Origin of the sequence: Actinokineospora enzanensis DSM 44649 (assembly GCF_000374445.1) — a bacterium.
Taxonomy (GTDB): Bacteria; Actinomycetota; Actinomycetes; order Mycobacteriales; family Pseudonocardiaceae; genus Actinokineospora; species Actinokineospora enzanensis.
In genome coordinates this window covers 78,863-102,676 of sequence record NZ_KB894420.1, presented here as the reverse complement: position 1 = coordinate 102,676, position 23,814 = coordinate 78,863, and the positions used below count along the sequence as shown (strand labels likewise).

General features: G+C 71.6%; 18 protein-coding genes and 1 pseudogene. 9 read left to right on the top strand and 10 right to left on the bottom strand.

Annotated features, from left to right (window positions below; translation table 11 throughout):
• Positions 1 to 1,308 precede the first annotated feature (1,308 nt).
• From C503_RS0121005 to C503_RS47360, 5 genes are read right to left on the bottom strand one after another with little or no spacing between them, the layout of a single operon-like run.
• Entirely contained in the window at positions 1,309 to 2,028 is a 720-nt protein-coding gene (locus C503_RS0121005; protein ID WP_018684193.1) for a FadR/GntR family transcriptional regulator, read from the bottom strand.
• Positions 2,012 to 2,788, bottom strand: a complete 777-nt coding sequence (locus C503_RS0121000; RefSeq protein WP_018684192.1) for a 3-oxoacyl-ACP reductase — start codon at positions 2,786 to 2,788, stop codon at positions 2,012 to 2,014. Before C503_RS0121000 ends, C503_RS0121005 begins: the two co-directional genes overlap by 17 nt.
• A gap of 2 nt (positions 2,789 to 2,790) precedes the next feature.
• Complete coding sequence (locus C503_RS0120995; protein ID WP_018684191.1) at positions 2,791 to 4,152, bottom strand: aldehyde dehydrogenase family protein; 1,362 nt, start codon at positions 4,150 to 4,152, stop codon at positions 2,791 to 2,793.
• The gene (locus C503_RS0120990; RefSeq protein ID WP_018684190.1) at positions 4,149 to 4,886 is read right to left on the bottom strand and encodes a gamma-glutamyl-gamma-aminobutyrate hydrolase family protein; all 738 of its coding nucleotides are present in this window, start codon (positions 4,884 to 4,886) and stop codon (positions 4,149 to 4,151) included. Before C503_RS0120990 ends, C503_RS0120995 begins: the two co-directional genes overlap by 4 nt.
• Positions 4,867 to 6,228: a glutamine synthetase family protein gene (locus C503_RS47360; protein WP_018684189.1), complete on the bottom strand. Its 1,362-nt coding sequence runs from the start codon at positions 6,226 to 6,228 to the stop codon at positions 4,867 to 4,869. Before C503_RS47360 ends, C503_RS0120990 begins: the two co-directional genes overlap by 20 nt.
• An 870-nt stretch (positions 6,229 to 7,098) precedes the next feature.
• On the opposite strand from C503_RS47360, the gene argS reads away from it, so the two are divergent.
• The 7 genes from argS (at position 7,099) to C503_RS0120940 (ending at position 15,347) form a co-directional block, all read left to right on the top strand.
• The gene (gene argS, locus C503_RS0120980; protein ID WP_018684188.1) at positions 7,099 to 8,829 is read left to right on the top strand and encodes an arginine--tRNA ligase; all 1,731 of its coding nucleotides are present in this window, start codon (positions 7,099 to 7,101) and stop codon (positions 8,827 to 8,829) included.
• 52 nt (positions 8,830 to 8,881) lie between these two features.
• The gene (gene idi / locus C503_RS0120975) at positions 8,882 to 9,475 is read left to right on the top strand and encodes an isopentenyl-diphosphate Delta-isomerase (protein WP_018684187.1); all 594 of its coding nucleotides are present in this window, start codon (positions 8,882 to 8,884) and stop codon (positions 9,473 to 9,475) included.
• A gap of 60 nt (positions 9,476 to 9,535) precedes the next feature.
• Positions 9,536 to 10,699, top strand: coding sequence for a glycosyltransferase (locus C503_RS0120970; RefSeq protein ID WP_018684186.1), 1,164 nt, complete (start codon positions 9,536 to 9,538; stop codon positions 10,697 to 10,699).
• A 253-nt stretch (positions 10,700 to 10,952) separates the two neighbouring features.
• A complete protein-coding gene (locus tag C503_RS0120965; RefSeq protein WP_018684185.1) occupies positions 10,953 to 12,113 on the top strand; it encodes a glycosyltransferase in 1,161 nt (386 codons plus the stop codon).
• A gap of 92 nt (positions 12,114 to 12,205) precedes the next feature.
• On the top strand, positions 12,206 to 12,847 hold the full coding sequence (locus tag C503_RS0120960; protein ID WP_018684184.1) for a class I SAM-dependent methyltransferase: 642 nt from the start codon (positions 12,206 to 12,208) through the stop codon (positions 12,845 to 12,847).
• A gap of 219 nt (positions 12,848 to 13,066) precedes the next feature.
• The gene (locus C503_RS0120950; protein WP_018684182.1) at positions 13,067 to 13,768 is read left to right on the top strand and encodes a Crp/Fnr family transcriptional regulator; all 702 of its coding nucleotides are present in this window, start codon (positions 13,067 to 13,069) and stop codon (positions 13,766 to 13,768) included.
• 583 nt (positions 13,769 to 14,351) lie between these two features.
• The gene (locus C503_RS0120940) at positions 14,352 to 15,347 is read left to right on the top strand and encodes a restriction endonuclease subunit S domain-containing protein (protein WP_245572547.1); all 996 of its coding nucleotides are present in this window, start codon (positions 14,352 to 14,354) and stop codon (positions 15,345 to 15,347) included.
• 70 nt (positions 15,348 to 15,417) lie between these two features.
• Here C503_RS0120940 and C503_RS0120935 read toward each other — a convergent pair whose 3' ends face one another.
• Together C503_RS0120935 and C503_RS0120930 are read right to left on the bottom strand one after the other, a co-directional pair.
• On the bottom strand, positions 15,418 to 17,541 hold the full coding sequence (locus C503_RS0120935) for a glycosyltransferase family 39 protein (protein ID WP_018684179.1): 2,124 nt from the start codon (positions 17,539 to 17,541) through the stop codon (positions 15,418 to 15,420).
• Between the two features lie 80 nt (positions 17,542 to 17,621).
• Positions 17,622 to 18,368, bottom strand: a pseudogene (locus C503_RS0120930) (dolichyl-phosphate beta-glucosyltransferase); the annotation flags it as partial.
• 517 nt (positions 18,369 to 18,885) lie between these two features.
• Between C503_RS0120930 and C503_RS47980 the strand changes: the two are divergent.
• Both C503_RS47980 and C503_RS0120920 read left to right on the top strand, forming a co-directional pair.
• A complete protein-coding gene (locus tag C503_RS47980; RefSeq protein ID WP_245572546.1) occupies positions 18,886 to 19,758 on the top strand; it encodes a helix-turn-helix domain-containing protein in 873 nt (290 codons plus the stop codon).
• Positions 19,759 to 19,823: 65 nt separating this feature from the next.
• Positions 19,824 to 20,558 carry a hypothetical protein gene (locus C503_RS0120920; RefSeq protein WP_018684176.1) on the top strand — a complete coding sequence of 245 codons (735 nt, stop codon included), beginning with the start codon at positions 19,824 to 19,826 and terminating at the stop codon, positions 20,556 to 20,558.
• On the opposite strand, the gene C503_RS48910 is transcribed toward C503_RS0120920, so the two are convergent.
• From C503_RS48910 to C503_RS0120905, 3 genes are all read right to left on the bottom strand, one after another.
• Positions 20,551 to 21,024 (bottom strand): SDR family oxidoreductase, encoded by a 474-nt coding sequence (locus tag C503_RS48910; RefSeq protein WP_425393532.1) that lies wholly within the window; start codon positions 21,022 to 21,024, stop codon positions 20,551 to 20,553. The genes C503_RS0120920 and C503_RS48910 overlap by 8 nt on opposite strands.
• Positions 21,025 to 21,376: 352 nt before the next feature.
• Positions 21,377 to 21,874 carry an NUDIX hydrolase gene (locus C503_RS40185; protein WP_018684174.1) on the bottom strand — a complete coding sequence of 166 codons (498 nt, stop codon included), beginning with the start codon at positions 21,872 to 21,874 and terminating at the stop codon, positions 21,377 to 21,379.
• Between the two features lie 179 nt (positions 21,875 to 22,053).
• Positions 22,054 to 23,754: a hypothetical protein gene (locus tag C503_RS0120905; protein ID WP_018684173.1), complete on the bottom strand. Its 1,701-nt coding sequence runs from the start codon at positions 23,752 to 23,754 to the stop codon at positions 22,054 to 22,056.
• Between the last annotated feature and the right edge of the window lie 60 nt (positions 23,755 to 23,814).

Sequence of the window (23,814 nt, the reverse complement as noted above, 5' to 3'; positions counted from 1 at the left end):
GACGAGGCGAACCACCCTGGTCCGGGCGTTGCCCCTGCCGAGCGAGCCGACCGGAGTCCTGCCGTTCCGAGCCGCGTCGCCCCGGGTCAGCCCCTTCGACATCCGGCCCGCCCGGCGCGCGCCGCGCCCCTCGTGGATCCGAACCCCGCGGGTCCGCGCCTTGTCCAGGCGCGCTACCCGGGCCCGAGCGCGGCTGCGCGCCACCGGGGTCCTGGCGATCCGTATCCCGCCCGGCGGGAGCAGACCCATCGGCGTCCTGGCGGCGTCGAGTCGATCCCGGACGCACCGGCGCCGGGTTCTCGGGATGTCGGCGCGCCGGACTCTGCTGGGCGGGGTTCTGTCCGGCGGAGGCCGATCCGTCCGGGTCCGCTCGGCCCGGGACACGTCGCGGCCGTGCCTGCCGGTCCGGTGAGCCCTGCCGGTCCGGTGCTGGACCGACCTGATCCGGCCGATCAGGGGCTGGTCGACCGGGGTCTCGGGGCTGGGGTTCCGCGAGCTGCCGATCGGTCCTCCCGGCGGCCTGTCCACCGGGGCGTCGAGTCGGGGGCTGCTGCTCAGGTGCCGGGCGGGTGCCGTTCCGTCGAACAGGTGTCTGCCGATCCGGGTCCCGCCCGTTGACATCGCGCCCGGCAGGCTGACGGTTCGACCGCTCAACCGGTGCGCCCGGCTGCCGACCAGCCCGCTGCGGTCCGGAGCCCGGCCGCCGATCAGCTGCCTGACCAGCGGCGGATCCAGCCGCCGCGGCCTCGTCGGCACCGGGCCCGCCGGTCTCGGCCCCGGTAGGCGCGGCCGACCGGGTGGGCGGACCGGCTGGGCGCACCGGCCCTCGCGCCCCCGTGGGGGGCGTCGAGTGTCGATGGTCGTCCTGCACCTGTCCACTCCCTGCGCCGTTCGATGCCGGTCCGTTGCGAAGACGATAGGTCACCCGGGCGTTCCCATGGCGTGAGTCCGGCCATCCCCCCAGGAGACACGACCCGGACAGCCCCGGGGTTGCCCGCCTCCGCCGCCCGAATCCAGCTTACCGACATCCGTGGACAAATCCGTCCGCGCAATGATCTCCCGCGACCCGAATCCGACACCGATGCCCCGCATGAATACTCCTCGCCTCATTCCTTGCTCCATCCCGACGCGAAACGCCGCCCGCCCGGAAAGTCATGCGATCTTGCCCGAGGTCGATACCCCGCGACCAAACCCGCGATTGAACCGACCAGGGTGTGGATAACCGGCGAAAAGATCTCCAGAGGCCCGATACACCCACGACGACCAGGACGAAACCACGGTCGATCCCGAGAACCATGTGGACAGTCCTCAGGCGAGGAAGCCGCGCAGGAGGGACGCGGTACCGGAGATGTGCTCGGCCATCGCGGTACGAGCGGCCACGGGATCGCCCGCGAGGATGGCGTCGATGATGGCGCGGTGCTGGTCGTCCGAGTGCTCGATGTTGGTGGGGATCAGCGGGATCGACGCGAGCAGGGCGTTCAGGCGGGTACGGACGTCGGCCACCGCCCCGGTCAGCGACGGCGCGCCGGTCGCCTCGGCGATGGCCAGGTGGAGGCGGGAGTCGGTGCGGCGGTAGTCGGCCAGCGGGGCGGCGGTGCAGTCGTCCAGGCGGGCGCGGAGGTGGCGGCGGGACTGCGGGGTGAGGGCGCGCGCGGCCGCGGCCTCGGCGGCACCGGTCTCCAGGGCAAGGCGGAGCGTGAGGGTGTCCTCCAGGTCGCCCGGGGGCGGCAGGGGCAGGTTGTCGGCGGAGGTCGGGCGGACGAAGGTGCCGCCGTACCGGCCGCGGCGGGACTCGACGTAGCCCGCTTCCTGGAGGGCGCGCAGCGCCTCGCGGAGAGTGACGCGGCTCACCCCCAGGCGGGCGGCCAGCTCCCGTTCGGGCGGGAGCCTGCCGCCCGGGGGGACGACGCCAAGGCGGATGGCCTGGAGCATGCGTTCCATCGTCTCCTCGAACGCGTTGCCCGCCCGGACCGGGCGGAACAGCGCGTCGGCGAGGACCTGCGGGACCGGCTCAGAGGGGAGTGACATAGGCACCCGAGATGCCCCCGTCGACCAGGAACGAGGAGGCGGTCATGAACGAGGAGTCGTCGCTGGCGAGGAACGCGACGGCGGCGGCGATCTCCTCGGGCTCGGCGAAGCGGCCCAGCGGGATGTGCACGAGCCTGCGCGCGGCCCGCTCGGGGTCCTTGGCGAACAGCTCGCGCAGCAGCGGCGTGTTCACCGGGCCGGGGCACAGCGCGTTGACGCGGATGCCCTCACGGGCGAACTGCACGCCCAGCTCCCGGCTCAGGGCCAGCACGCCGCCCTTGGACGCGGTGTAGGAGACCTGCGAGGTGGCCGCGCCCATGACCGCGACGAACGAGGCCGTGTTGATCACCGAGCCGCGGCCCTGGCGGCGCATGTGGCCGATGGCGTGCTTGCTGCAGAGGAACACCGAGGTCAGGTTGACCTCCTGCACCCGGCGCCAGGCGTCCAGGCCGGTGGTGAGGATGGAGTCGTCCTCCGGCGGGGAGATGCCCGCGTTGTTGAACGCCACGTCCACGCTGCCGTAGGTGTCGACAGCGGCCTGGAACAGGGCCTCGACCTGGGCCTCGTCGGTCACGTCGACCCGCACGAACAGCCCGTCCACCGCCTCGGCCGCGGCCGCCCCGCCGTCCTGGTCGACGTCGCCGACCACCACCCTGGCCCCCTCGGCCGCGAGCCTGTGCACCGAGGCCAGCCCGATTCCACTGGCCCCGCCCGTCACCACGGCGACCCGGCCTGCCAGCCGTCGCCCGTCCTGCGTCATGTTCACTCCTGCGTGTCGAGGAAGACGTTCTTGGTCTCGGTGAACGCGGCGACCGCGTCGGGTCCCAGCTCGCGGCCAAGACCGGACTGCTTGACGCCGCCGAACGGGGTCGAGTAGCGGACCGACGCGTGCGAGTTGACCGAGAGGTTGCCCGCCTCGACAGCGCGGGCGACGCGCAGGGCGCGGCCGACGTCGCGGGTCCACAGGGAGCAGGCAAGGCCGTACTCGGTGGCGTTGGCCTGGCGGACCGCGTCGGCCTCGTCGGTGAACGGCAGCACGGCGACCACCGGCCCGAACACCTCCTCGGCGACGGCCGGGTGGTCGGCCGGGATCGGACCGAGGACGGTGGGCGGGAACCAGAAGCCGGGCCCGTCCGGCGCGGTGCCCCGGCAGGCAACCGGCGCGTTGTCCACATAGGACTGCACGTGGGCCAGGTGGTCGGCCGAGATCAGCGGCCCCATCTCGGTGGCCTCGTCGGCCGGGTCGCCGACCACGACCCGGCGGACCGCCTGCTCGAACAGCCCGAGGAACTCTTCGTACACCGAGTGCTCGACCAGCACGCGGGACCGCGCGCAGCAATCCTGGCCAGCGTTGTCGAACACCGCGTACGGCGCGGTCGCGGCGGCCTTCGCCAGGTCGGCGTCCGCGAACACAATGTTGGCGTTGTTGCCGCCCAGCTCCAGCGTCAGCCGCTTCACCTGGTCGGCGCACCCGGCCATGATCCGCTTGCCGACCCGGGTGGACCCGGTGAACACGATCTTGCGGACCAGCGGGTGGGTGACGAACCGCTCCCCCACCACCGGCCCCTCCCCCGGCAGTACCTGGAACACCTCGGCCGGGATGCCCGCCTGACGGGCCAGCTCGGCCAGCCGCAGCGCGGTCAGCGGGGTCAGCTCGGCGGGCTTGAGCACCACCGTGTTGCCCGCGGCCAGCGCGGGCGCGAACCCCCAGGCGGCGATCGGCATCGGGAAGTTCCACGGCACGATCACGCCGACCACGCCCAGCGGCTCGGCGAAGGTGATGTCCACCCCGCCCGCCACCGGGATCTGCCTGCCGGACAGCCGCTCCGGCACACCCGCGAAGTAGTGCAGCACGTCCCGGACGTTGCCCGCCTCCCAGCGCGCGTTGCCGATCGTGTGGCCCGCGTTGGCGACCTCGATCCGGGCGAGGTTCTCCAGGTCGGCGTCCACGGCGTCGGCGAACCGGCGCAGCAGCCGGGCGCGGTCCGCGGGCGCCACCGCGCGCCAGGCCGGGAACGCGGCGTGCGCGCGGGCGATCGCCACATCGGTCTCCACCACCCCGAGCGCGGGCACCGACGCGATCAGCTCGGCGGTGGCCGGGTTGAACACGGCGAGATCGGTCACCGGGATTCCCTTCGCTGGCAGGCCGCGCGCACCAGCGCGGCGAACATGCGGACGTCGTCGGTGTTCTGCTCCGGGTGCGACTGCACACCCAGCACGAACCGGGCGCCGTCCAGCTCGACCGCCTCCACGGTGCCGTCCGCGGCGGTGGCCACCACGCGCAGACCCTCGGCCACCAGGTCCAGCGACTGGTGGTGGTAGCAGAGCGCGTCCACCGACTCGCCGACCACGTCCGCGAGCCGGGAACCGGGCAGCACCCGCACCTCGGTCTTGCCGAACATGGCCACCTGCGGCTGGTGGTCGCTGGTGCCGACGATCTCCGGGGTGTGCTGGTGCAGGGTGCCGCCGAGAGCGACGTTGAGCAGCTGCATGCCCCGACACACCGCCAGCATGGGCAGGTCGAGCTCCAGGGCGGCACGCACCAGGGCCAGCTCGGCGGTGTCGCGCAGCGGCTGCGGGGTGCCGGTGGTCGGGTGCGGGGCCTGGCCGTAGTGCCTCGGGTCCAGGTCGGCGCCGCCGACCAGCACCAGCCCGTCCAGCCAGGCCACCGTCTCCGCCCGCCAGTCGCCGATCGGCGGGATCAGCACCGGGTTGCCGCCCGCGGCGCGGACCGCGTCCAGGTAGTCGCGGTGCAGCACGGCGGCGTCGGTCTCCCAGATGCCGAAGGTGGCCGGTTCCAGGTAGGTGGTCAGGCCGATGAGCGGGGGCCGCTCGGGGTCAGAGGCGTTCGAAGCCACGCACGCGCTCCCAGTCGGTGACGGCCGCGTCGAAGGCGCGCTGCTCGACCCGCGCGGCGTTGCGGTAGTGCTCGACCACCTCGGCGCCGAACGCCTCGCGCGCGACCGTGCTGTCGGCCAGCCGGTCGGCCGCGTCCCGCAGGGTGGCGGGGACGCGGGGCTTGTCGGCGGTGTAGGCGTTGCCGGTGGTGGCGGGTTCCAGCGGCAGCTCATGGTCGATGCCGTGCAGGCCAGCCGCGATCATGGCGGCGACCGCGAGATAGGGGTTGACGTCGCCGCCCGGCACCCGGTTCTCCACCCGCAGCGACTCGCCGTGACCGACCACGCGCAGCGCGCAGGTGCGGTTGTCCACGCCCCAGGCCAACGCGGTCGGGGCGAACGAACCGTCCGCGAACCGCTTGTAGGAGTTGATGTTCGGCGCGTGGAAGTAGGTGAGCTCGGGCAGGCAGGCCAGCTGACCGGCGAGGAAGTGCCGCATCAGCGGGGCGAAGCCGTGCTCGCCGTCGCCCGCCATGACCGGCGTGCCGTCGTCGGCGCGCAGGCTCAGGTGGATGTGGCAGGAGTTGCCCTCGCGCGCGTCGTACTTGGACATGAATGTCAGGCTCATCCCGTGCGCGGCCGCGATCTCCTTGGCGCCGGTCTTGTAGACGACGTGGTTGTCGCAGGTCGTCAGCGCGTCGGTGTAGCGGAAGGCGATCTCGTGCTGGCCGGGGTTGCACTCGCCCTTGGCCGACTCGACGTACATCCCGGCGCCCGCCATGCCCTGGCGGATGGCGCGCAGCACCGGCTCGACCCGGCCGGTGCCAAGCAGCGAGTAGTCCACATTGTACTGGTTGGCCGCGGTGAGGTCCCGGTAGCCGGAGCGCCAGGCCTGCTCGTAGGTGTCGGTGAAGAGCAGGAACTCCAGCTCGGTGCCGACGAAGGCGGTGAGTCCGCGCGCGGCGAGCCGGTCGAGCTGGCGGCGCAGCACCTGGCGCGGGGAGACGGTGACCGGGCCACCGCCGACCAGCTCCACGTCGGCGAGCACCAGCGCGGTGCCCTCGTGCCAGGGCAGCGGGCGCAGGGTGGCCGGGTCCGGGCGGAGCACGAGGTCGCCATAGCCGAGATCCCAGGAGGAGGACCGGAAACCGGGGACGGTGTTCATTTCCACATCGACGGCCAGCAGGTAGTCACAGGCCTCGGTGCCGTGCGCGAGCACCTCGTCGAGGAAGTAGCGGGCCGAGCACCGCTTGCCCTGCAGCCTGCCCTGCATGTCGGTCAGCGCGACCAGCACGGTGTCCACCCGACCCGCCGCGACCAGTTCCCGCAGCCGGTCCGGGGTGAGCCGGTCGCCGTCGCGCATGAGCCGACCTCCTCGCGCGGGTCGTAAAGGTTCGTTTGGTGACCCATTGCCGGATGTGCCCCCAGCATGCTGGCAGCGCTGCCCGACATGCGCAACCGCCGGAGGGGGAACAGTTCGTGACCGGGGCACGACGCCCGGTCGTCGCCCGCCCGGTCCGCGTGGCGGGGGAATCCGCCCGGCAATGGGTCGACTGTGATCCATTGCGAGCCGTGAACGGAGTCGGACCGAGCACGGCGGGCGAACGGTCGCGATCCCAGCCAGGCCACCGTGTGGTGTACGCACGACCACCGCGCCGGTGTGACCATCCACAAAGGACGTTCGAGCGGCATCCCGTTGCGGGGCGCGGGATCCGGCCGCGGGCGGACGCAGTACTGGGAACGGTAAAAACCCCACCGGCCCGGTGCCTTGTCAGGTTCACGGCGGTTAACAAATACTGACATCGTTCCACGCGAAGCGAACACCACTCCACCATCCGGCGAACTCCATCGAGGGCTGGGGCCGCCGGGACCCTGCGACCGGGGGACGGTGACCGCGGCGCGCGACCGCTCCCCCCGGGGACCGGGGGAACACGTGGCGACGGCGGTGCCCGCACGGCGGGTGCCGCCGCGCCCTCCCGACCACTGCGCCGGAGCCTGTCCCGCACCAGGGGCTCCGAAGGGCCGTGGAGGCCGCCCCCACCGCACGGGCGGCGGCCTCCACCGCCATACCCCGGCCGGACCCCGCCGTCCGGCCGCCAGGCCCGCCCACCCGCCCGGCGCGACCAGCACCGCCGGGCGGGCGGGCGATCCATCCCGGTCCACCCCGGGACTGCCGGGAAAGTCGGGTGCGGCCCCCTGGAATACTGGTCACCGACGGTGAGGAGGTGCCAGGGTGGCGCACGGAGATGTCGGACTCGAACTGGGTGCCCGGGTGGCCGGGGCGCTGCGCCGCGGCCTTGGCGTGGAGATCACACCGGTCGAGGCCGTCGTCCGACCGTCCACCCGCGAGGGTGCCGACTACCAGTGCAACGCGGCGATGAGCCTGGCCAAGCGGATCGGCAAGGCGCCGCGCGAGGTGGCGCAGGCCATCGTGGACCACTTGGACGCCGCGGACATGGTCGAGCCGCCGGAGGTGGCCGGGCCCGGATTCGTGAACCTGCGGCTGCGGGACGAGTGGCTGCGCGCGCGGGCGGCCGGACTGCTCGGCGACCCGCGGCTGGGCGTACCCGCGGCCGAGGAGCCGCGGCGGTACGCGCTGGACTACTCCAGCCCGAACGTGGCCAAGGAGATGCACATCGGGCACCTGCGGTCGTCGATCATCGGCGACGCGGTGCTGCGGCTGCTGCGTTTCGCCGGGCACGAGGTCACCCCGCACAACCACCTGGGCGACTGGGGTACCCCGTTCGGCATGCTCATCGAGCACCTGGTCGACGAAGGCCACTCGGCGGACACCGGCATCAGCGACCTCAACCGCTTCTACCAGGAGGCGCGGGCCAAGTTCGACGCCGACCCGGCGTTCGCCGAGCGGTCCAGGGCCAGGGTGGTGGCGCTGCAGGGCGGCGACGAGGCGACGCTGACGCTGTGGCGGGAGCTGGTCGGCGAGTCCACCCGGTACTTCCAGAAGGTCTACGAGCTGCTGGGCATCCTGCTCACCCCCGGCGACATCTACGGCGAGAGCTTCTACAACCCCTACCTGGACGCGGTGATCGAGGACCTCGACGCCAAGGGACTGACCACGATCAGCGACGGCGCGGTGTGCGTGTTCCCGCCCGGGTTCGCCAACCGGGAGGGCGACCCGCTGCCGCTGATCGTGCGCAAGAGCGACGGCGGCTACGGCTACGCCAGCACCGACCTGGCCACCGCCCGGTACTGGGCGGCCGAGCGGGGCATGTCCGACCTGCTGTACGTGGTGGGCATGCCGCAGGCGCAGCACTTCCAGATGGTGTTCGCCGCCTCCCGGCAGGCGGGCTACCTGACCGACGCGCACACGGCCGTCCACATCGGATTCGGCACGATCCTCGGCGAGGACGGCAAAACCATCCGCACCAGGGCTGGCGGCTCGGTGAAGCTGGTCGAGCTGCTGGAGGAAGCCGTGCAGCAGGCGGCGAAGACCGTCGCCGAACGGTCCTCTTTGGACTCCGACCGACAGGTGGAGGTGGCCCGCGCGGTGGGCATCGGCGCGGTCAAGTACGCCGACCTGTCCAACGACCGGGAAAAGGACTACGTGTTCACCTGGTCGCGGATGCTCGCCAAGGAGGGCAACACCTCCGTCTACCTGCAGTACGCCAACGCGCGCGCGCACTCAGTGCTGCGCAAGGCCGGGCAGGAGCCCGCGGGCGAGGTGCTCATCACCGAGCCCGCCGAGCGTGCACTGGTGCTCAAGCTGCTGCAGCTGCCCGCCGCGCTGGCGGCGACGGTGGAGGCGTACGCGCCGCACAAGCTGTGCGCGTACCTGTACGAGGCGGCCACGGCGTTCACCGCCTTCTACGACACCTGCCCGGTGCTGCGCTCGGACGTCCCGGCCGAGACCAGGGCGTCCCGGCTGGTGCTCACGAAGGTCACCTCGGACGTGCTGACCCTGGGCCTGGACCTGCTGGGCATCGCCGCGCCGCACGAACTGTGAGACGGGTCCGATCCGGGTTGCCCGACCCGGACCGGACCGGCACAGTGACCCGGTGACGATCATCGAGCAGGTCGAGCGGGTCGTGTTGCTGGACGAGGCCGGGCACGCGGCGGGGGTGGCCGACAAGGCCACCGTGCACCACGCGGACACCCCGTTGCACCTGGCGTTCTCCAGCTACGTGTTCGACCGCGCGGGTCGGTTCCTGCTCACCCGGCGGGCCACGCACAAGCGGACCTGGCCGGGCGTGTGGACGAACTCCTGCTGCGGGCACCCGGCGCCGGGCGAGGCCCCCGAGGAGGCGGTCGCCCGCAGGCTCGTCGACGAGCTGGGACTGTCCGGACCGCACAAGGTGGAGCTGGTCCTGCCGCGGTTCCGCTATCGCGCCGAGATGGGCAACGGCGTGGTGGAGAACGAGATGTGCCCGGTGTACCGGGTGGTGGTGGAGGACACACCGCGACCGAACCCGGACGAGGTGGACTCGGTCGAGTGGGTGCCGTGGACGGAGTTCACCGCGTCGGTGGCGGCCGGTACCCGCGCGGTGTCCCCGTGGTGCGTCCTGCAGCTGCGCGAGCTGACCGGGCTCGGCCCCGACCCGCTCGACTGGCCGCTGGGCGATCCGGCCGAGCTGCCACCCGCCCTACGGTGAGCGGCGGAGGTCACCGAAAAGGGTGACCGCGCCGGTGGGAAAGTTCCCTACCGTGGACTGGTGAAGATCCTCTTCAGCAGTCTGCCCTCGCACGGGCACACCTACCCGCTGCTCCCGCTCGCCGTGGCCGCGCGCGACCAGGGGCACGAGATCATCTACGCCACCTGGGACAACTTCCACCCGCCGCTGGTCGCGCTCGGCTTCGAGGTCGTGCGCGGCGGCGGCGACATGAACGGCGCGTTCGCCGACGCGCTCGCGGGTGTCGAACGCCCCGCGAGCGGCACGCACGCCCAGCTCGACGAGGGTGTCATCCGCGCGGCTGCGGTGCGGGTGTTCGGCGAGCTGCTGCCCCGCGCCGCGGTGGCCACGGTGCGCCCGCTGATCGCCGAACGCCGCCCCGACCTGGTCGTCTACGAGTCCGGGGCGATCGGCGTCGGCATCGCCGCCCGCGCCGAGGGCGTGCCCGCCCTGTGCCACGGGTTCGGCCGCGGCGGCGGACTGGACGAGCTGCCCGGCATGAAGGAATGGCTGGGCGCGCTGGCCGCCGACAACGGCGTGGAGTTCGCCATCAACGCAGGCCACCCGGGCAGCGACCCCTATCTGGACATCTACCCGCTGTCCGCGCAGGACCCGGCCTACGCGGCCAAGTACACCACCCGGGTCCCGCTGCGCCCGACCGCGTTCGCCGAGCCGGGGGAGCTGCCCGACTGGGTGGCCGAGCACCGCGAGAAGCTGATCTACCTGACCCTGGGCACCGCGTTCGGCAGCTCCGCGGTGATGCGTGCCGCCATCCGGGGCCTGGCCGCCACCGGCCACCGGGTGCTGGTGGCCGCGGGCCCGACGGTGCCGGTGGACTCGCTCGGGGCGTCGCCGGACAACGTGACCGTGCTGCCCTGGGTCCCGCAGGCCGAGGTGCTCCCGCACGCCGACCTGGTGGCCCACCACGGCGGCTCGGGCACCACCCTGGGTACGGCAGCGGCGGGGATACCGCAGCTGTTCCTGCCGCAGGGCGCCGACCAGTTCATCAACGCCGACGCGATCACCGGCACCGGCGCGGCCCGGCAGCTCGCAGGCGAGGCGCAGACCGCCAAGGCGATCACCGCGCTGGCCGGGGAGCTGCTGACCGACACCGCGGTCGCCGAGTGCGTGCGGGCGCTGGCCGACGAGATCGCCGCCATGCCATCCCCGGCGGAGACCGCCGCCACCCTGTCGACCTACGTCTGATCCGTACACTCCGCTGCTCTGAACACTCCGCTGCTCTGAACACTCCGCTGCTCTGAACACTCCGCTGCTCTGGACACTCTTCTTGTCCGGACACCCGTCCGATCCGGGCACTCGCCGGTCGGTGGGGGCCGTCCCACCGACCGGCGACGGGTGACCAGGGCGACGCACCGAAACGGGCACCGTGTGCCGGATTCCGGGATATGTCCGGATTATCGCGGGAGCGTTCATTCCGGAACTTCCCTACCGTGGTGCTGTGAAGATCCTCTTCAACAGCCTGCCCTCACACGGGCACACCTACCCGCTGCTCCCACTCGCGCTCGCCGCGCGCGACCAGGGGCACGAGATCATCTACAGCACCTGGGGCAACTTCCACCCGCCGCTGGTGGCGCTCGGCCTGGACGTCGTGCACGCAGGTGCCGACATGCAGGCCGCGTTCGGCGACGCCATGCGCGAGCACCGGATCATGCCCGGTGAGCACGTCCGGCTCGACCAGGACGCGCAGAACCGCATCGCCACCCGGGTGTTCGGCGACGTGCTGCCCCGCTCCACCGTGGCCACGCTCCGGCCGGTGCTCGCCGAACGCCGCCCCGACCTGGTCATCTACGAGGCGGGCGCGCCCGGCGCGGCGATCGCGGCGGCCGCCGAGGGCGTGCCCGCGGTGTGCCACGGGATCGGCCGCGGCACCATGTCGAACACGACGTTCCGGCCGCAGGACTGGCTGAGCGCGCTGGCCGAGGAGGTCGGCGTCGAGTACGGCGGCACGCCCGGCTTCCCCGGCGGCACCCCCTACCTGGACATCTACCCGCTCTCACTCCAGGACCCCGAGCACGCGGCGGGGTACGTCAGCCGGATCCCGTTGCGCCCCACGGCTTTCGCCGAGCCGGGCGAGCTGCCCGACTGGGTGACCGAGCACCGCGAGAAGCTGATCTACCTGACCCTGGGCACCGCGTTCGGCAGCGCGAGCGTGCTGCGCGCGGCGATCGACGGACTGGCCGCCACCGGCCACCGGGTCCTGGTCGCGGCAGGCCCCACGGTGCCCGTCGACTCGCTGGGTGACGTGCCCGCGAACGTCACCGTGCTGCCCTGGGTCCCGCAGGCCGACCTGCTCCCGCACACCGACCTGGTCGTGCACCACGGCGGCGCGGGCACCACCCTGGGAACCGCGGCGGTGGGAGTGCCGCAGCTGGTGCTGCCACAGGGCGCCGACCAGTTCGTGAACGCCGACGCGATCAGCGCCCACGGCAGCGGCAGGCAGCTGGTCGGCCCCGGCCTGACCGCCGAGGCCGTCACCGCGGCCGCCGACGGCCTGCTGGCCGACGAGTCCGCGACGAAGCTCGCGCGCTCCCTGGCCGACGAGATCGCGGCCATGCCCACGCCCGCCGAGGTGGCCGAGCGGCTGCCCGAATACGCCTGAACCTCCCCGCACCGGTCGGTGGCATCGTCTCGGCTCTCGCGATGGCGCTGTCCGCCGACCGGTGACGGTCCCCGCGGTTACGGTCCCCGGGCATGACCGAGCCCTCCTTCCTCACCGCCACCCGCGCGGCCTACGACACCGTGGCGCCCGGCTATGCCGCGACCGTGCCCGCCATCGCCACCGACCTCCAGGACCGGGCACTGCTCACCGCGTTCGCGGACCTCGTCCTGGCAGACGGCGGCGGCCCGGTGCTGGACGCGGGCTGCGGCACCGGACGGCTCATCGGCCACCTCGCCGCCGCGGGCCTGGACGTCTCGGGCGTCGACCTGTCGGCGGAGATGCTCGCCATCGCCCGCCGGGGCCACCCTGGACTGCGGTTCCGCCAGGGCTCGATGCTCGCCCTGGACCAGCCGGACGCGTCCCTGGCCGGGGTGCTCGCCTGGTACTCGACCGTCCACCTGCCCGCCGAGCACATGCCCGCGGCGTTCGCCGAGTTCGCCCGCGTCCTGCGCCCCGGCGGATGGCTGCTGCTGGCCTTCCACGTCGGCGACCTGCGCAGCCACAAGACCGAGGGCTACGGTCACACCGGCATCGCGCTGGACGTGTACCGACAGCCGGTCGACCGGGTGTGCGGGTGGTTGGCCGATGCCGGGCTCACCGTGGACACCCGGGTGCTGCGCGACCCAGACGCGCGCGTGCCACAGGCCCGCGTACTGGCCCGAACAGGGCCGTGACCAGGTCTTCCCCCGTGGACAGAACCTGGTCAATCGCCCTGCGCGCACCCGGCCGCGGGGCCGCGCGCATTACCGTCGACCGAGGACCACGTCGGCGACGAGAGGAGTCCGTGATGGAAACCGAGCTACGCAGGCCACCGGGACCGGACGGTCCCGGTGGCGCCAACGTGGCCGGCGGCGCGATGATCATCGCGGTGCGCCGGCGGTGAAGGGTGGTCCATGCGCCTTCCGAGTGAACTGGTTGCCGAGTCCCTGATGGCATACCTGGCCGAGGAAGACCGCGAGCACGTGGTCGGCCTGGGGTTGCCACGCACGTACGCCGCGGGCGAGGTGCTGCTGCGGCAGGGCGACCCCACCGACCACGTGCTGGTCCTGCTGCGCGGCTGGACCCGGGTGCTCTCGCACCGCCCGGACGGGCAGACCGTGCTGCTGGCCTTCCGCGGCCCCGGCGACGTGCTGGGCGACCTGGCCGCGCTGCACGGCTGGATGCGCACCGCCAGCGTGGAGAGCCTGGAGGAGGTCCGGGCCGTGGTGCTGCGCGCGACCGAGTTCAGCGCGCTGCTGCTGGACCGGCCCGCGGTGGCGCTGGCAATGATCAAGCAGCTGGCGGGCAGGCTGATGGAGGCGGAGACCGCCCGCGCCGACTCGGCCACCATGGACGTCACCCGCCGGGTCGCCGCGTTCCTGCTGTGGCTGTCCCAGACGCACGGGGTGCCCACCGACACCGGCGTGGCGCTGCGCGTGCCGTTCACCCAGCAGGACACCGCCAACCGGGTCGGCGCCTCGCTGCGCGCCGTGGCCCGTGCCTTCGCGGTGCTGCGCGACCGCGGCATCGTGGTCACCACCCGCAGGCAGACCGTGATCGCCCGCCCCGACGTGCTGCGTGCCTTCGTCGGCGATATGCCAAATGGCATGCACTGACCCTGCCCCGTGTCATCGCCCCGGTCTCCCGACCGGGGCATTGTTGTCACTGCGGGACGGTGCGGGGAAACGGGGAGGTAAGCACTATGCGAATGCTCATGACGATGGGATCGGTGGCCCGAATGGGATTCTGGTCCTTCCTGGCGGGTGTCGGCTCCGGGATGCTGCTCGTGTCCGGGTTCTAGGCCGGGAATCTTCTTTCTAGCGACTTTCTCGCGGTAACAACCGAGTTCGACGCGGGCTGGAGGCTGCCCGCGGCACGGTGAGGAGGTGGAAGCCATGGAGAGCCACTCGATGCCGGTGTGGGTGCTGGGCACCCTGGTCACGCTGCAGTGAACGACCCGGCGGGGCACCACGCGGTGTCCCGCCCGTCGGTCGCCCGGTCGGGGCCGGGTAATGGATCGGGGGCGGGGGGAAGGCGGTGGTTCGCGCGGGGAGCGTGGACCACCGCCTTTGTTTCCGCCCGCCGCCCCAGCGTTGTCCTTGATTTGTCAACAGGTCCGGGTGCCCGCCGTGACTGGCACTGGTTACACCCGGCCGAGTTCTGCGATCCTGGGTGGAGGAAAAGGTGCGGGCCGGGCGAGTGCGGAAAGCGGTGGGCGAGCAGGTGGTGGGTGTGCAGATCGCCGAGGTGGTCAGCGAGCTGAAGGAGATCCGGCGCGGTCGCGGGGTGCGCTCCGACGACCTGCACAACCGGGTCGGCCGGGCGCTGCGGATGGCCTGCGGGATCACCGGTATCGACGACCCGGCGCTGGTGCGGCGCAAGCTGGTGCTCCAGCTGACCCACCTCAGCGCCCGGCTGCCCTCCGACCTGGACCTGGCCGCCTCGGTGGCGCTCGGCCTGCACAAGGAGGCCGACGGCGGCTTCCTCGACCAGCGCATCGACTGGCTGGCCAACCGGTTCGACCGCGACCCGCGCACCGCGCGCAGGCGGGTCGACAGCGCGTTCCAGCTGCTCGCCGAGCTGCTCTACGACGTGGGCATGCGCGACCGCAAAGCAGGCTCCTACTCCCCCGACGGCTGGTACGTCGAGTCGCTGCGCGCGGCTCTCCGGCTGGACCTGGACACCCCCACGCTCACCGAACAGCGCCAGATCGTGGCGGCGGTGGACGAGCTGGACGAGCTGATCCTGTCGCTGAGCGCGCCGCGCGACCGGGGCGCCCCGGACGACTCGGTGATCCGCGCGGAGATCGCCTACGGCGGCGAGATCGTCGAGGAGCAGCGCGTCTCCTCCAGCCACACCCGCTTCGTGGTCCGCCTGCCCAGCCCGCTGAGCCTGGGGCAGCGGCACGACTACAGCATCAAGTTCACCTCCTATCCGCGCTCGTGGATGCGCCCCTACTACGTGTTCACCCCGCTGCGCCGGTGCGAGGAGTTCTCGGTGCGGGTGCGCTTCGACCCGACCAACCCGCCCCCGCGGGTGTGGCGGATCAACGGGCTGCCCGCCAAGGCCTACGAGGATTTCGAGCCGGGCGCGGACCTGCTGAACATCGACCGGGTGGGCGATATCGCGCTGGAGTTCCACGACCTGCAGCAGGGCTTGAGCTACGGCCTGCAGTGGCAGGAACCGGAAGCCTGACAGTCCACAGCAGACAATCGGGACGGGGCAGGCCCGACGGCTCACCGGAGCCGCCGGGCACTGTGCGGGGCTACTTGGTCAGGTCGTAGACCTGGGACCCGCCGACCGTGGTGGCCGTGAAGTCGGCCTGGACCCAGGCGGCGATCTCGGCGGCGGCCGAGGTGCCACCACTCATCCCACCGCCACCCTGGCCACCGCTGATGTAGTAGCCGATGTCCCCCGCGGCGACCGCCGCCTGGAACTGGGCGAGGGTCGGCGCGTCGTCGGTACCGCTCCACCCGCCGATCGCGATGACGGCCTTGCCGGTGGCCAACTCCAACGACGCGGCGGTCTGCGATCCGGACACCGCCGCGGCCCACTTGCCGGTGGTCGCCGAGAGCAACGCGGTCACCTCGCTGCTCACCTCACCACCGCGCCCCATGCCCCGGTCACCCGTGCGCCCGGAGTCGGTCGACCCGGCACCACCCGACCCAGAACCATCTGCCCCCGAACCGGACGAGCCCGAGCCGGACGGGGCAGTGCCGTTGACGTCCGAGCCCACTCCATCCGAACCGGCTGTGCCCGAACCGGAGGGAGCCGAGCCGAACGGCGTCGAGCCGGTCGAGTCCGAACCGGACCCGGCAGAGCCTGCCGAGCCGGACGGGGTGCCGCCCATCATGCCGCCGGGGCCGCCGCCCTGGGCACTGCTCGCCGGACCCGAGGTGGGGATGGACCCGGTGTGCGCCTGCCCGGCGGTGCTGACCGCCCAGGCCGCGCCGCCCAGGCCGAGGCTGAGAACGGCGGCGGTGAGGACGACGGCGATCGCCTGGCGGGCACGGGGCAGACCGACCAGCAGCACCACGGCGGCGAGCAGACCGAGACCGGCGATCACATACCGAAGCCACGGCAGGAAAGAGGTGTCGCGGTCGAGCAGGATGAAGTCCCACACGGCGGTCACGGCGACCATGGCGGCCAGCGCGGCGCGCGGGCCGAAAGCGGTCCGGCCGCGCCACAGTTCCCGGGTGCCGATACCGACCAGGGCGCCGAGCGCCGGGGCCAGGGCGACCGTGTAGTACGGGTGGATGATGCCGTCCATGTAGCTGAACACCAGGGCGGTCACCACCAGCCAGCCACCCCACAGCAGCAGCGCGGCCCGGGTCTGATCGGTGCGCGGGGCGCGGCGGGTGAACCACAGGCCTGCGACCAGGGCGATCAGCGCGGCGGGCAGCAACCAGGAGATCTCGGTGCCGAACGCGGTGCCGAACATGCGGGTGATGCCGGTGGCGCCACCGAAGCCGGTCGACATGCCACCCCCACCGCCGCCGCCCGCGCCCTCGCCGCCGAAGATGCGACCGAGGCCGTTGTAGCCGAGGGCGAGTTCGAGCAGGCTGTTGGTGGTGGAACCGCCGATGTACGGGCGGGCGTCGGCAGGCCACAACTCGACCAACGCGACGTACCAACCGGCCGAGACGACCACGGCGACCAGCGCGCCCGCCAGGTGCAGCAAACGCTTGCGCAGCGTCGTGGGCGCGGCGACCAGGTAGACCAGCGCGAACGCGGGCAGGACGAGGAACGCCTGCATCATCTTGGTCAGGAAGGCGAACCCGATGGCGGTACCCGCCCACATCAGCCACTTCGCGCCTGCCTTCTCCAGGGCGCGCACCACGCAGTAGGCGGCGGCGACCATGAGCAGCACGAGCAGCGCGTCCGGGTTGTCGAACCGGAACATCAACACCGCGACCGGCGTCACCGCCAGCGTCGCACCGGCGATCAGACCCGCGACCGGGCCGTTGGTGCGCTTGACGGTGGCGTAGAGCAGCCCGACCGAGGCCACACCCATCAACGCCTGCGGCGCCAGCACGGTGAAACTGGAGAACCCGAACAGCCGCGCGAACGCGGTGGCCACCCAGAGCGCACCCGGTGGTTTATCCACGGTGATCGCGTTGCCCGCGTCGAGCGACCCGAACAGCCAGGCCTTCCAACTCTGGGTGCCCGCCTGCACGGCGGCTGCGTAGAAGCTGTTGCCGTAGCCAGACGCGGTCAGGTCCCACAGGTACAGAAACGCCGTGGCGACGAGCAGTCCGATTGCGGCCGGGCGAACGAACGCGGGTTGGTCGAGCGGGCCACGCAGCAGGCGGACGATCCGCGCGGGGGGCTTGAGCGGCGCGGGCTCGTCGACGCGGTGGCGGGGCGGGGTGGACAGCAGGGCGGTCATGGCGTTCCCTTTTCGAGGTCAGGCGGCAGTCAGGCGGCGGTCAGGACGCGAACGGGGGCGGTGACCCGGCGGGCCCGGGTACGCCGCATGCGCGCGACACCCCGGAGGTCGGCGAGCGCGGTGGCCACGATGTCCACCGAGGAGTTCGGGTCGTCGATCCAGTCGACCGGCACCTCGTAGATCCGCATCCCGCTGCGCTGGGCCAGGATCAGCAGCTCGGTGTCGAAGAACCAGCCGGTGTCCTCGACCAGCGGAAGCAACGCCCGTGCCGCGTCCGACCGGATCGCCTTGAACCCGCACTGCGCGTCGGAGAACCGGGCGCGCAGGACCGTGCGGAGGATCCGGTTGTAGCAGCGGGAGATGAACTCTCGCTGCACGCCGCGCACCACCCGCGCACCCCGGATCAGCCTGCTGCCGATCGCCACATCCGAGTGCCCGGACAACAGCGGCGCGACCAGCACGTCGAGTGCCGCCAGATCGGTGGACAGGTCGACGTCCATGTAGGCGAGAACCTCGGCGTCCGAGGCGAGCCAGACCGCCTTGAGCGCGCGCCCGCGCCCCTTCTCCGCCAAGCGGACGTACTCGACCTCGGGCAGCTCCCGAGCCAGCCGGGTACCGACCTCGGGGGTGGCGTCGGTGCTGGCGTTGTCCGCGATGGTGATCCGGAACCGGTAGGGGACGGACACCGCCAGGTAGGCGCGGAGCGTGCGGACACCGGGCTCCAGGTCGGTTTCCTCGTTGTACACGGGAATGACCACATCGAGGGTGACCCGGTGGTGGTCGGTGCTTCGTTCGGTGGCCCGTGGGGCTTCTGCGATCGCCGTCATGCCGGTAACGATCGGCAGGGGCGCTGAGGCGGGCATGTGCCACGGCTATGCGGTGGCTGTGTGCCGGGAGTCACGCGGCAGCTCGATCAGGCGGGCGGTTGCGATCCTCACCGGCCGGTGACGGCCGGTGCCAGGGGGTGAACCGGCCCTCCAACTCGTGCGCGAGCTGGTGGTTGCGATCCTCACCGGCCGGTGACGGCCGGTGCCAGCGATGAGCCCTCGACCTGGCCTTCCGAACCGCGTCAGTTGCGATCCTCACCGGCCGGTGACGGCCGGTGCCAGCCTGCGTGAGCAGGGGTTTTGTCCACGCGGCCGGACTTTATCAACAGCTGTTGACATGGTCCGGGGTCGACACGCCGAGGTGTGGTTCGGAACCTCCCGGCGTGTCGGCCCGCACTGGAGGTTCCGAAGCGCGTACGGGCACCCGACAACACTCTCGCGTGGACGGAGCTCGCGATACCAGTCGTGTCGCCGTGGCACGTCGCCCGTGGCCGGGAACGGGGGTGAGGACTGCTCGGTGACCGTCGGGGTTCTGTTCGGTACGCAGGACGAGTCGCGCGGACCGGATCGGTGCGTGTGCGGCGGGTGGATCGTTCGAGGTGCTCTTTCCGGCGGGGCATTCGAATGGGAAGCCATGCCGACGTTCCGATCGAGAAGCGGGAACCGGCCGCCCGACAACAAGCGTCCACGTCTTCGTCCGCGCGCATGGAGCAGCAAGGTCGCCACACTCACGGCCCGAGATGCCACCGTCCCGAAGACACCCGGACCGCTCGACCTGGAGCCGACCTACGACCCATTCCATCCCGGGATGACGACCGCTCCGAATCCGCTCCAGAACCAGCCGACACAGTCCACAGAGGACACCAAACAAAGATCACCCGCTGACCATGCTTCCACAGGTCAACGGGTGATTCACGCACAAAATTCCATTGTGGAGGTTAGGGGGCCTTACTCGAACATAAAATACCAGGTCAAAGCCCTGGAAGAGCTCCGCGAGAAGCTCCCCAGCCTCGACACGCCCGAGCCGCCGTCGATCAAGCGCGACCGCCCCGGCCGCGCCCGGCAACTCAGCACCGAGCAAGTCGAACAGCTGATCGCCGGCTACCGGTCCGGTGCGACGGTGTACGAGCTCGGTGACCGGTTCGGCATCGAACGGCGAACGGCCAGTAGCATTCTCCACCGGAACGGTGTGTTGATGCGCCGCCGTGGTCTCTCGACCGAGCAGGTCGAGGATGCCATCCGCCTCTATGGCCTCGGCTGGTCGCTGGTACGAGTCGGCGACCATCTCGGCGTCGCCCACACCACTGTGCTGAGCAAACTGCGTGAACGCGGCATTGCCACCCGAGACACCCACGGGCGTCCGCGCGTCGAAGCAGGTGATGTTCGATGACTCGCGGGGCAGCTGTGTCGACGCGATCAGGGTCAGACGGGGCTGCTGTAATTCAGGCTGTCACCGTGATCATGGGCGTGGTCGTTGGTCTGGCCTTCCTGTTCGGTTTTGGCAACGTCCTCAATCTCGCGCTCCGGCTTGGTGTGCCAGCGTGGGTCGCGCCGCTGGTGGCTCCTGCGGTTGATCTTTCGATCCTCGGGCTGCTGCTGGGCATCCGGCACTTGGCCCTCACTGGTGTTTCGCCGGACGTGCTGCGACCTGCTCGTCGGTTGCTGCTCTTCGCCAGCGCGGTCACGCTCGCGCTGAACGTGGCAGAGCCTCTGGTCGCGGGCGAGTTCGGTAAGGCGGCGTTCGATGCGGTAGGGCCGCTGCTGTTGATCGGCTGGGCGGAGGTCGGTCCTGGCCTCTTGCAAGCGATTGGCGCTACAACTCGTGTGTCAGCCGCGTCCGGAGTCGGTCGACCTGGGCTGGCTGTCCATGCGGACGCGAATGAGGGTGCGCCGGAGACGAGGCCCGAACTTGGTGAGGACGTGTTGCCGCGAGGTGGCGGGCGAGTAGCCGTTGGGCGCACGCCGGAGGTTCTCTTGGCTCAGGCTCGGCGAGAAGACGCGGTTCACCGTGCGGCTCACCAGAAGCCGATATCCGCTGATGCCTTGCGCATCCGGCTCGGAGTAGGGACCACTCGGGCTCGCCAGCTCGTCAAGATCGTCCGGGCCGAGTTCGAGGAGCAGCTCGCCGTCCAGCGCGCCACGGGCGATGTGGTGAACGAATTGGAGGAGGCAACCATCGTGGCTACATGAGTCGACCGTGTAGTGGCCTGGCGGGGCTCTTCGTTGCTGATCTTTCGTCGCGGCTGTCATCTCCCGTGGCTGTGACGTTGAACGTTCCGGTGGGACCGGTGGCTGTCGTCAGCGCGAAGGCGGCGACGTCGCGTACATCGACGGGCTGCACAGCCCGTTCCGGACGTCCCGGTGCGAGCACCCGCCCGCCTCGTTCGAATCGGCGCAGCCACCACGGAAGCCTGCCGACATACTCCCGTGGCCCGAGGATCACTCCCGGTCTCAGCACGGCGACTCGTCGATCACCGAACGCCTCCAGGACCGCGCGCTCCGAGCCGGCCTTGGTGAACCCGTAGATCGACGGGCCAGGGTCCCCGTCGTACCCGAAGTCGGCCCCGACATCCGCGGGACAGTCCAGGACCGCGGACTCCTCCGTCAGGGGCTGCACCGGCCAACCCTCGTACACCGACACCGTGGAGACGAACACGTACCGACCGACCACCGGCTCAAGTGCGCGAGCGGCGAGGCCCACCTCGCGGGGAACATAGCCGGAGGTGTCGACGAGTGCATCCCAGGCCCGTGCGCGGCCAACCGCGTCAGGTCCGCGTGCACGGTCCGATCACCGTGGATGACGCGAACGTCGCCCACGTCCGCCCCTGACCTGCTGCGGCGGAACGTGGTCACTTGCCAGCCTCGTGCCAGCGCCTCCTCGACGACAGCACGACCAAGGAACCACGAGCCGCCGAGCACAAGCACACGAGTCACACCACCATCATGACAAGAGCATGCTGGCAGTGCTTGTCCTGTCGGAGCACGTGGACCGTGTCGTGGGTGTTGTTTCAGCGGCGGGGAGGGGTGGCTGGCAGGGCGGGTGTGGTGGTCCAGCCGAACTCGTCGAAGTGCCGCTGGGTTCGGGTGTTGTCGAGCGCGCGGGGGACGAAGTCGAGCACGTCGGCGGGCAGGTTGTCGGGGTCGGCCCAGAGGAGCTCGCTGCACTTGTGCGGTTCGCGGATGCGTGGTTCTCCCGTCCAGGTGTGAGCGGTGAAGAAGAAGTCCACTCGGGGCTCGGCTGAGCGGCGGAACATCACACCGGCTGGGGTCAGGTCGGCGGGGTCGAGTCCGATTCCGATCTCCTCGGCGGACTCGCGGACCACGCAGTCGGTGACTGTCTCGCCGGTGTCCACGTGTCCGGCCACGAAGGCGAGTCGATGTCGGCCGTAGTACGTGCCGTCGCGTCGCATCAGCAGTACGTGGCCGGTGGTGGGGTGGGTGAGGATCAGGTGGGCGGCGACGGGGTAGCGGTCGTGTCGGGTGTCCTTGATGCACTGATCCACCATGGTTTCTCCTGTCTCCCGACGTTGGATCCGCTGGGTGGCGCGGCGGGCCCACGGTACGCGGGTCCCGTCGGGGCCGGACTGGGTGAGGATGACCTACCGGGCCACCGGGTGCATGGTGTGTCGAGTACGTGGTCGGTGGAGGTCATCCTCACCTCGGGGCAGGGTCGTGATCGACACGGTCACAGGGGTTTGGGTTGGGTGCCGCGGCTGCCGTCGCGGTAGACGGTGACCCCGGCGCAGCCGAGTCGCCACGCGGTGGTCAGGATGTCGTGGACTTGTTCGACGGTGGCGTCGGCGGGCAGGTTGACGGTCTTGCTGACCGCGTCGTCGACGCCCGCCTGGGCGGCGGCGGTCATGGCCAGGTGGGCGGCGGGTTCGAGGTCGGTGGCGGTGGCCAGCAGGTCGGCCAGCGGGGCGGGCAGGCCGTGGTCGCGGGGGAGTTTGCCGTGGAGGTGGATGTGGCCGATCAGGTCGGTGCGCCCGGCCTGGCGTAGGGCGTGGGCGGCGGCGGGGTGCAGGTCGCCGGTGTGGTCGCTGGTGAGTCGGAACAGGGGTTCGATGCCGGTGCTGGCGCCGATGACGGGGGCGCTGCGCCCGGTCGGGGGCAGGGCGACGGTGTGGGCGTGGCGCAGCTGCCCGGTGGTGGCGATGCGGTCGGCGAGGGTGTCCCAGTGGGCGGGGGTGACGGTGCGGATCTCGGGGCGGGCGAAGCGGCGTAGGAAGTCGGGGTCGGCGTAGCGGGAGCGGCCGTCGGCGACTGCGGGGGCGGGGCCGCGCGCCTCGGCGAGGGTGACCGAGGCCAGCTTGGAGTGGTAGTTGACGAAGGCCACCAGATCGCGGGTGAGCCGGATCGCGTCCGGGCTGCCGTAGGGCAGGCCCGCGGTCAACAACAAGTCGGCCAGCCCGCAGATCCCGATGCCGATCTTGCGTTTGGCGGTCATGATGGCCACGGTGACGGGGCTGGGGTAGTGCGGGAGGCTGGCCTCGATCGCGTCGTCGAGGGCCCGCACCAGCAACGCCGTGGTCTCGGCGAGGGCGTCGAGGTCGACCGGCACGACGTCCCCGTCCGGGCGGTGGAAGGCACCGAGGTTGAGGTAGCCGAACTGGCACGCTTCTCCAGTGGCCAGGCCGACCTCGGCGCAGGGGGCGGTGGAGACGTAGGCGCCCAGGTGCGGGGTGGGGTTGGTGGCCTCCAGGCGGTCGATGAACACCAGGCCGGGGTCGGCGCAGGCGTGCACGGCGCGCGCGGCGGCGGACAGCAGATCACGTTCCCGGCCGGGCCCGGCGTCCGCGGCCCGCATCTGCGCGTCGGTGACCAGGAGGCTGATGTTGAACTTCCAGATCTCACCGCGGGTGTCGGCGCCGAGTTTGCAGTCGATGAACTCCTGCACGCGGGGGTGGTCCAGGGACAGGACGGCCATGTTGCCCACCGGCCTGTCCTCCCGACCGGCACACGCCCCCTCGACGGCGACGGTGTTGAGGTGACGCAGCACCGTGACGGGATCGGTGACCTCGTCGAGCCGGAACCCGGTGCCCATCCCGGCCTGGTGGTGGGCGTGCACGCTCGCCGCGACGGCCGCGAGGTCACCGCGCAGGTCCACTGGCGGCACCACGCACGCGGCCAGCGCACGGTCGGGGTGGCGGCCGGCGTTGGTCATGATCGGGGTGGAGAACACCACCTGCCGCGCGTCCATGGCCCGGCGCAGCCGGGCACCGAACGCGGCGGCACCTGCGGGGTAGAAGGCGCAATCGGCGGCGCACAGGGCGGCGGTCACCCGCTCGATCATGTCCGAGCGGGTCTCGTGCGCGGCGATGATGCGCCCGGCACGCAGATAGGCGTCCACGGGGTCGACGGTGTCGGTGATCGTGGTAGCGGTCATCACGATGGCTTCTTTCTGTTGCGGTCCAACGGAAAGCGGGCCACCCAAGACAATCCCGTG

Coding starts and splice junctions, on each gene's coding strand:
- C503_RS0120950 (WP_018684182.1), top strand. CDS start 13,067: ATGCGCCTTCCGAGTGAACTGGTTGCCGAGTCCCTGATGGCATACCTG.
- C503_RS0120960 (WP_018684184.1), top strand. CDS start 12,206: ATGACCGAGCCCTCCTTCCTCACCGCCACCCGCGCGGCCTACGACACC.
- C503_RS47360 (WP_018684189.1), bottom strand. CDS start 6,228: ATGCGCGACGGCGACCGGCTCACCCCGGACCGGCTGCGGGAACTGGTC.
- C503_RS0120905 (WP_018684173.1), bottom strand. CDS start 23,754: ATGACCGCTACCACGATCACCGACACCGTCGACCCCGTGGACGCCTAT.
- C503_RS0121000 (WP_018684192.1), bottom strand. CDS start 2,788: ATGACGCAGGACGGGCGACGGCTGGCAGGCCGGGTCGCCGTGGTGACG.
- C503_RS0120935 (WP_018684179.1), bottom strand. CDS start 17,541: ATGACCGCCCTGCTGTCCACCCCGCCCCGCCACCGCGTCGACGAGCCC.
- C503_RS0121005 (WP_018684193.1), bottom strand. CDS start 2,028: ATGTCACTCCCCTCTGAGCCGGTCCCGCAGGTCCTCGCCGACGCGCTG.
- C503_RS40185 (WP_018684174.1), bottom strand. CDS start 21,874: ATGGTGGATCAGTGCATCAAGGACACCCGACACGACCGCTACCCCGTC.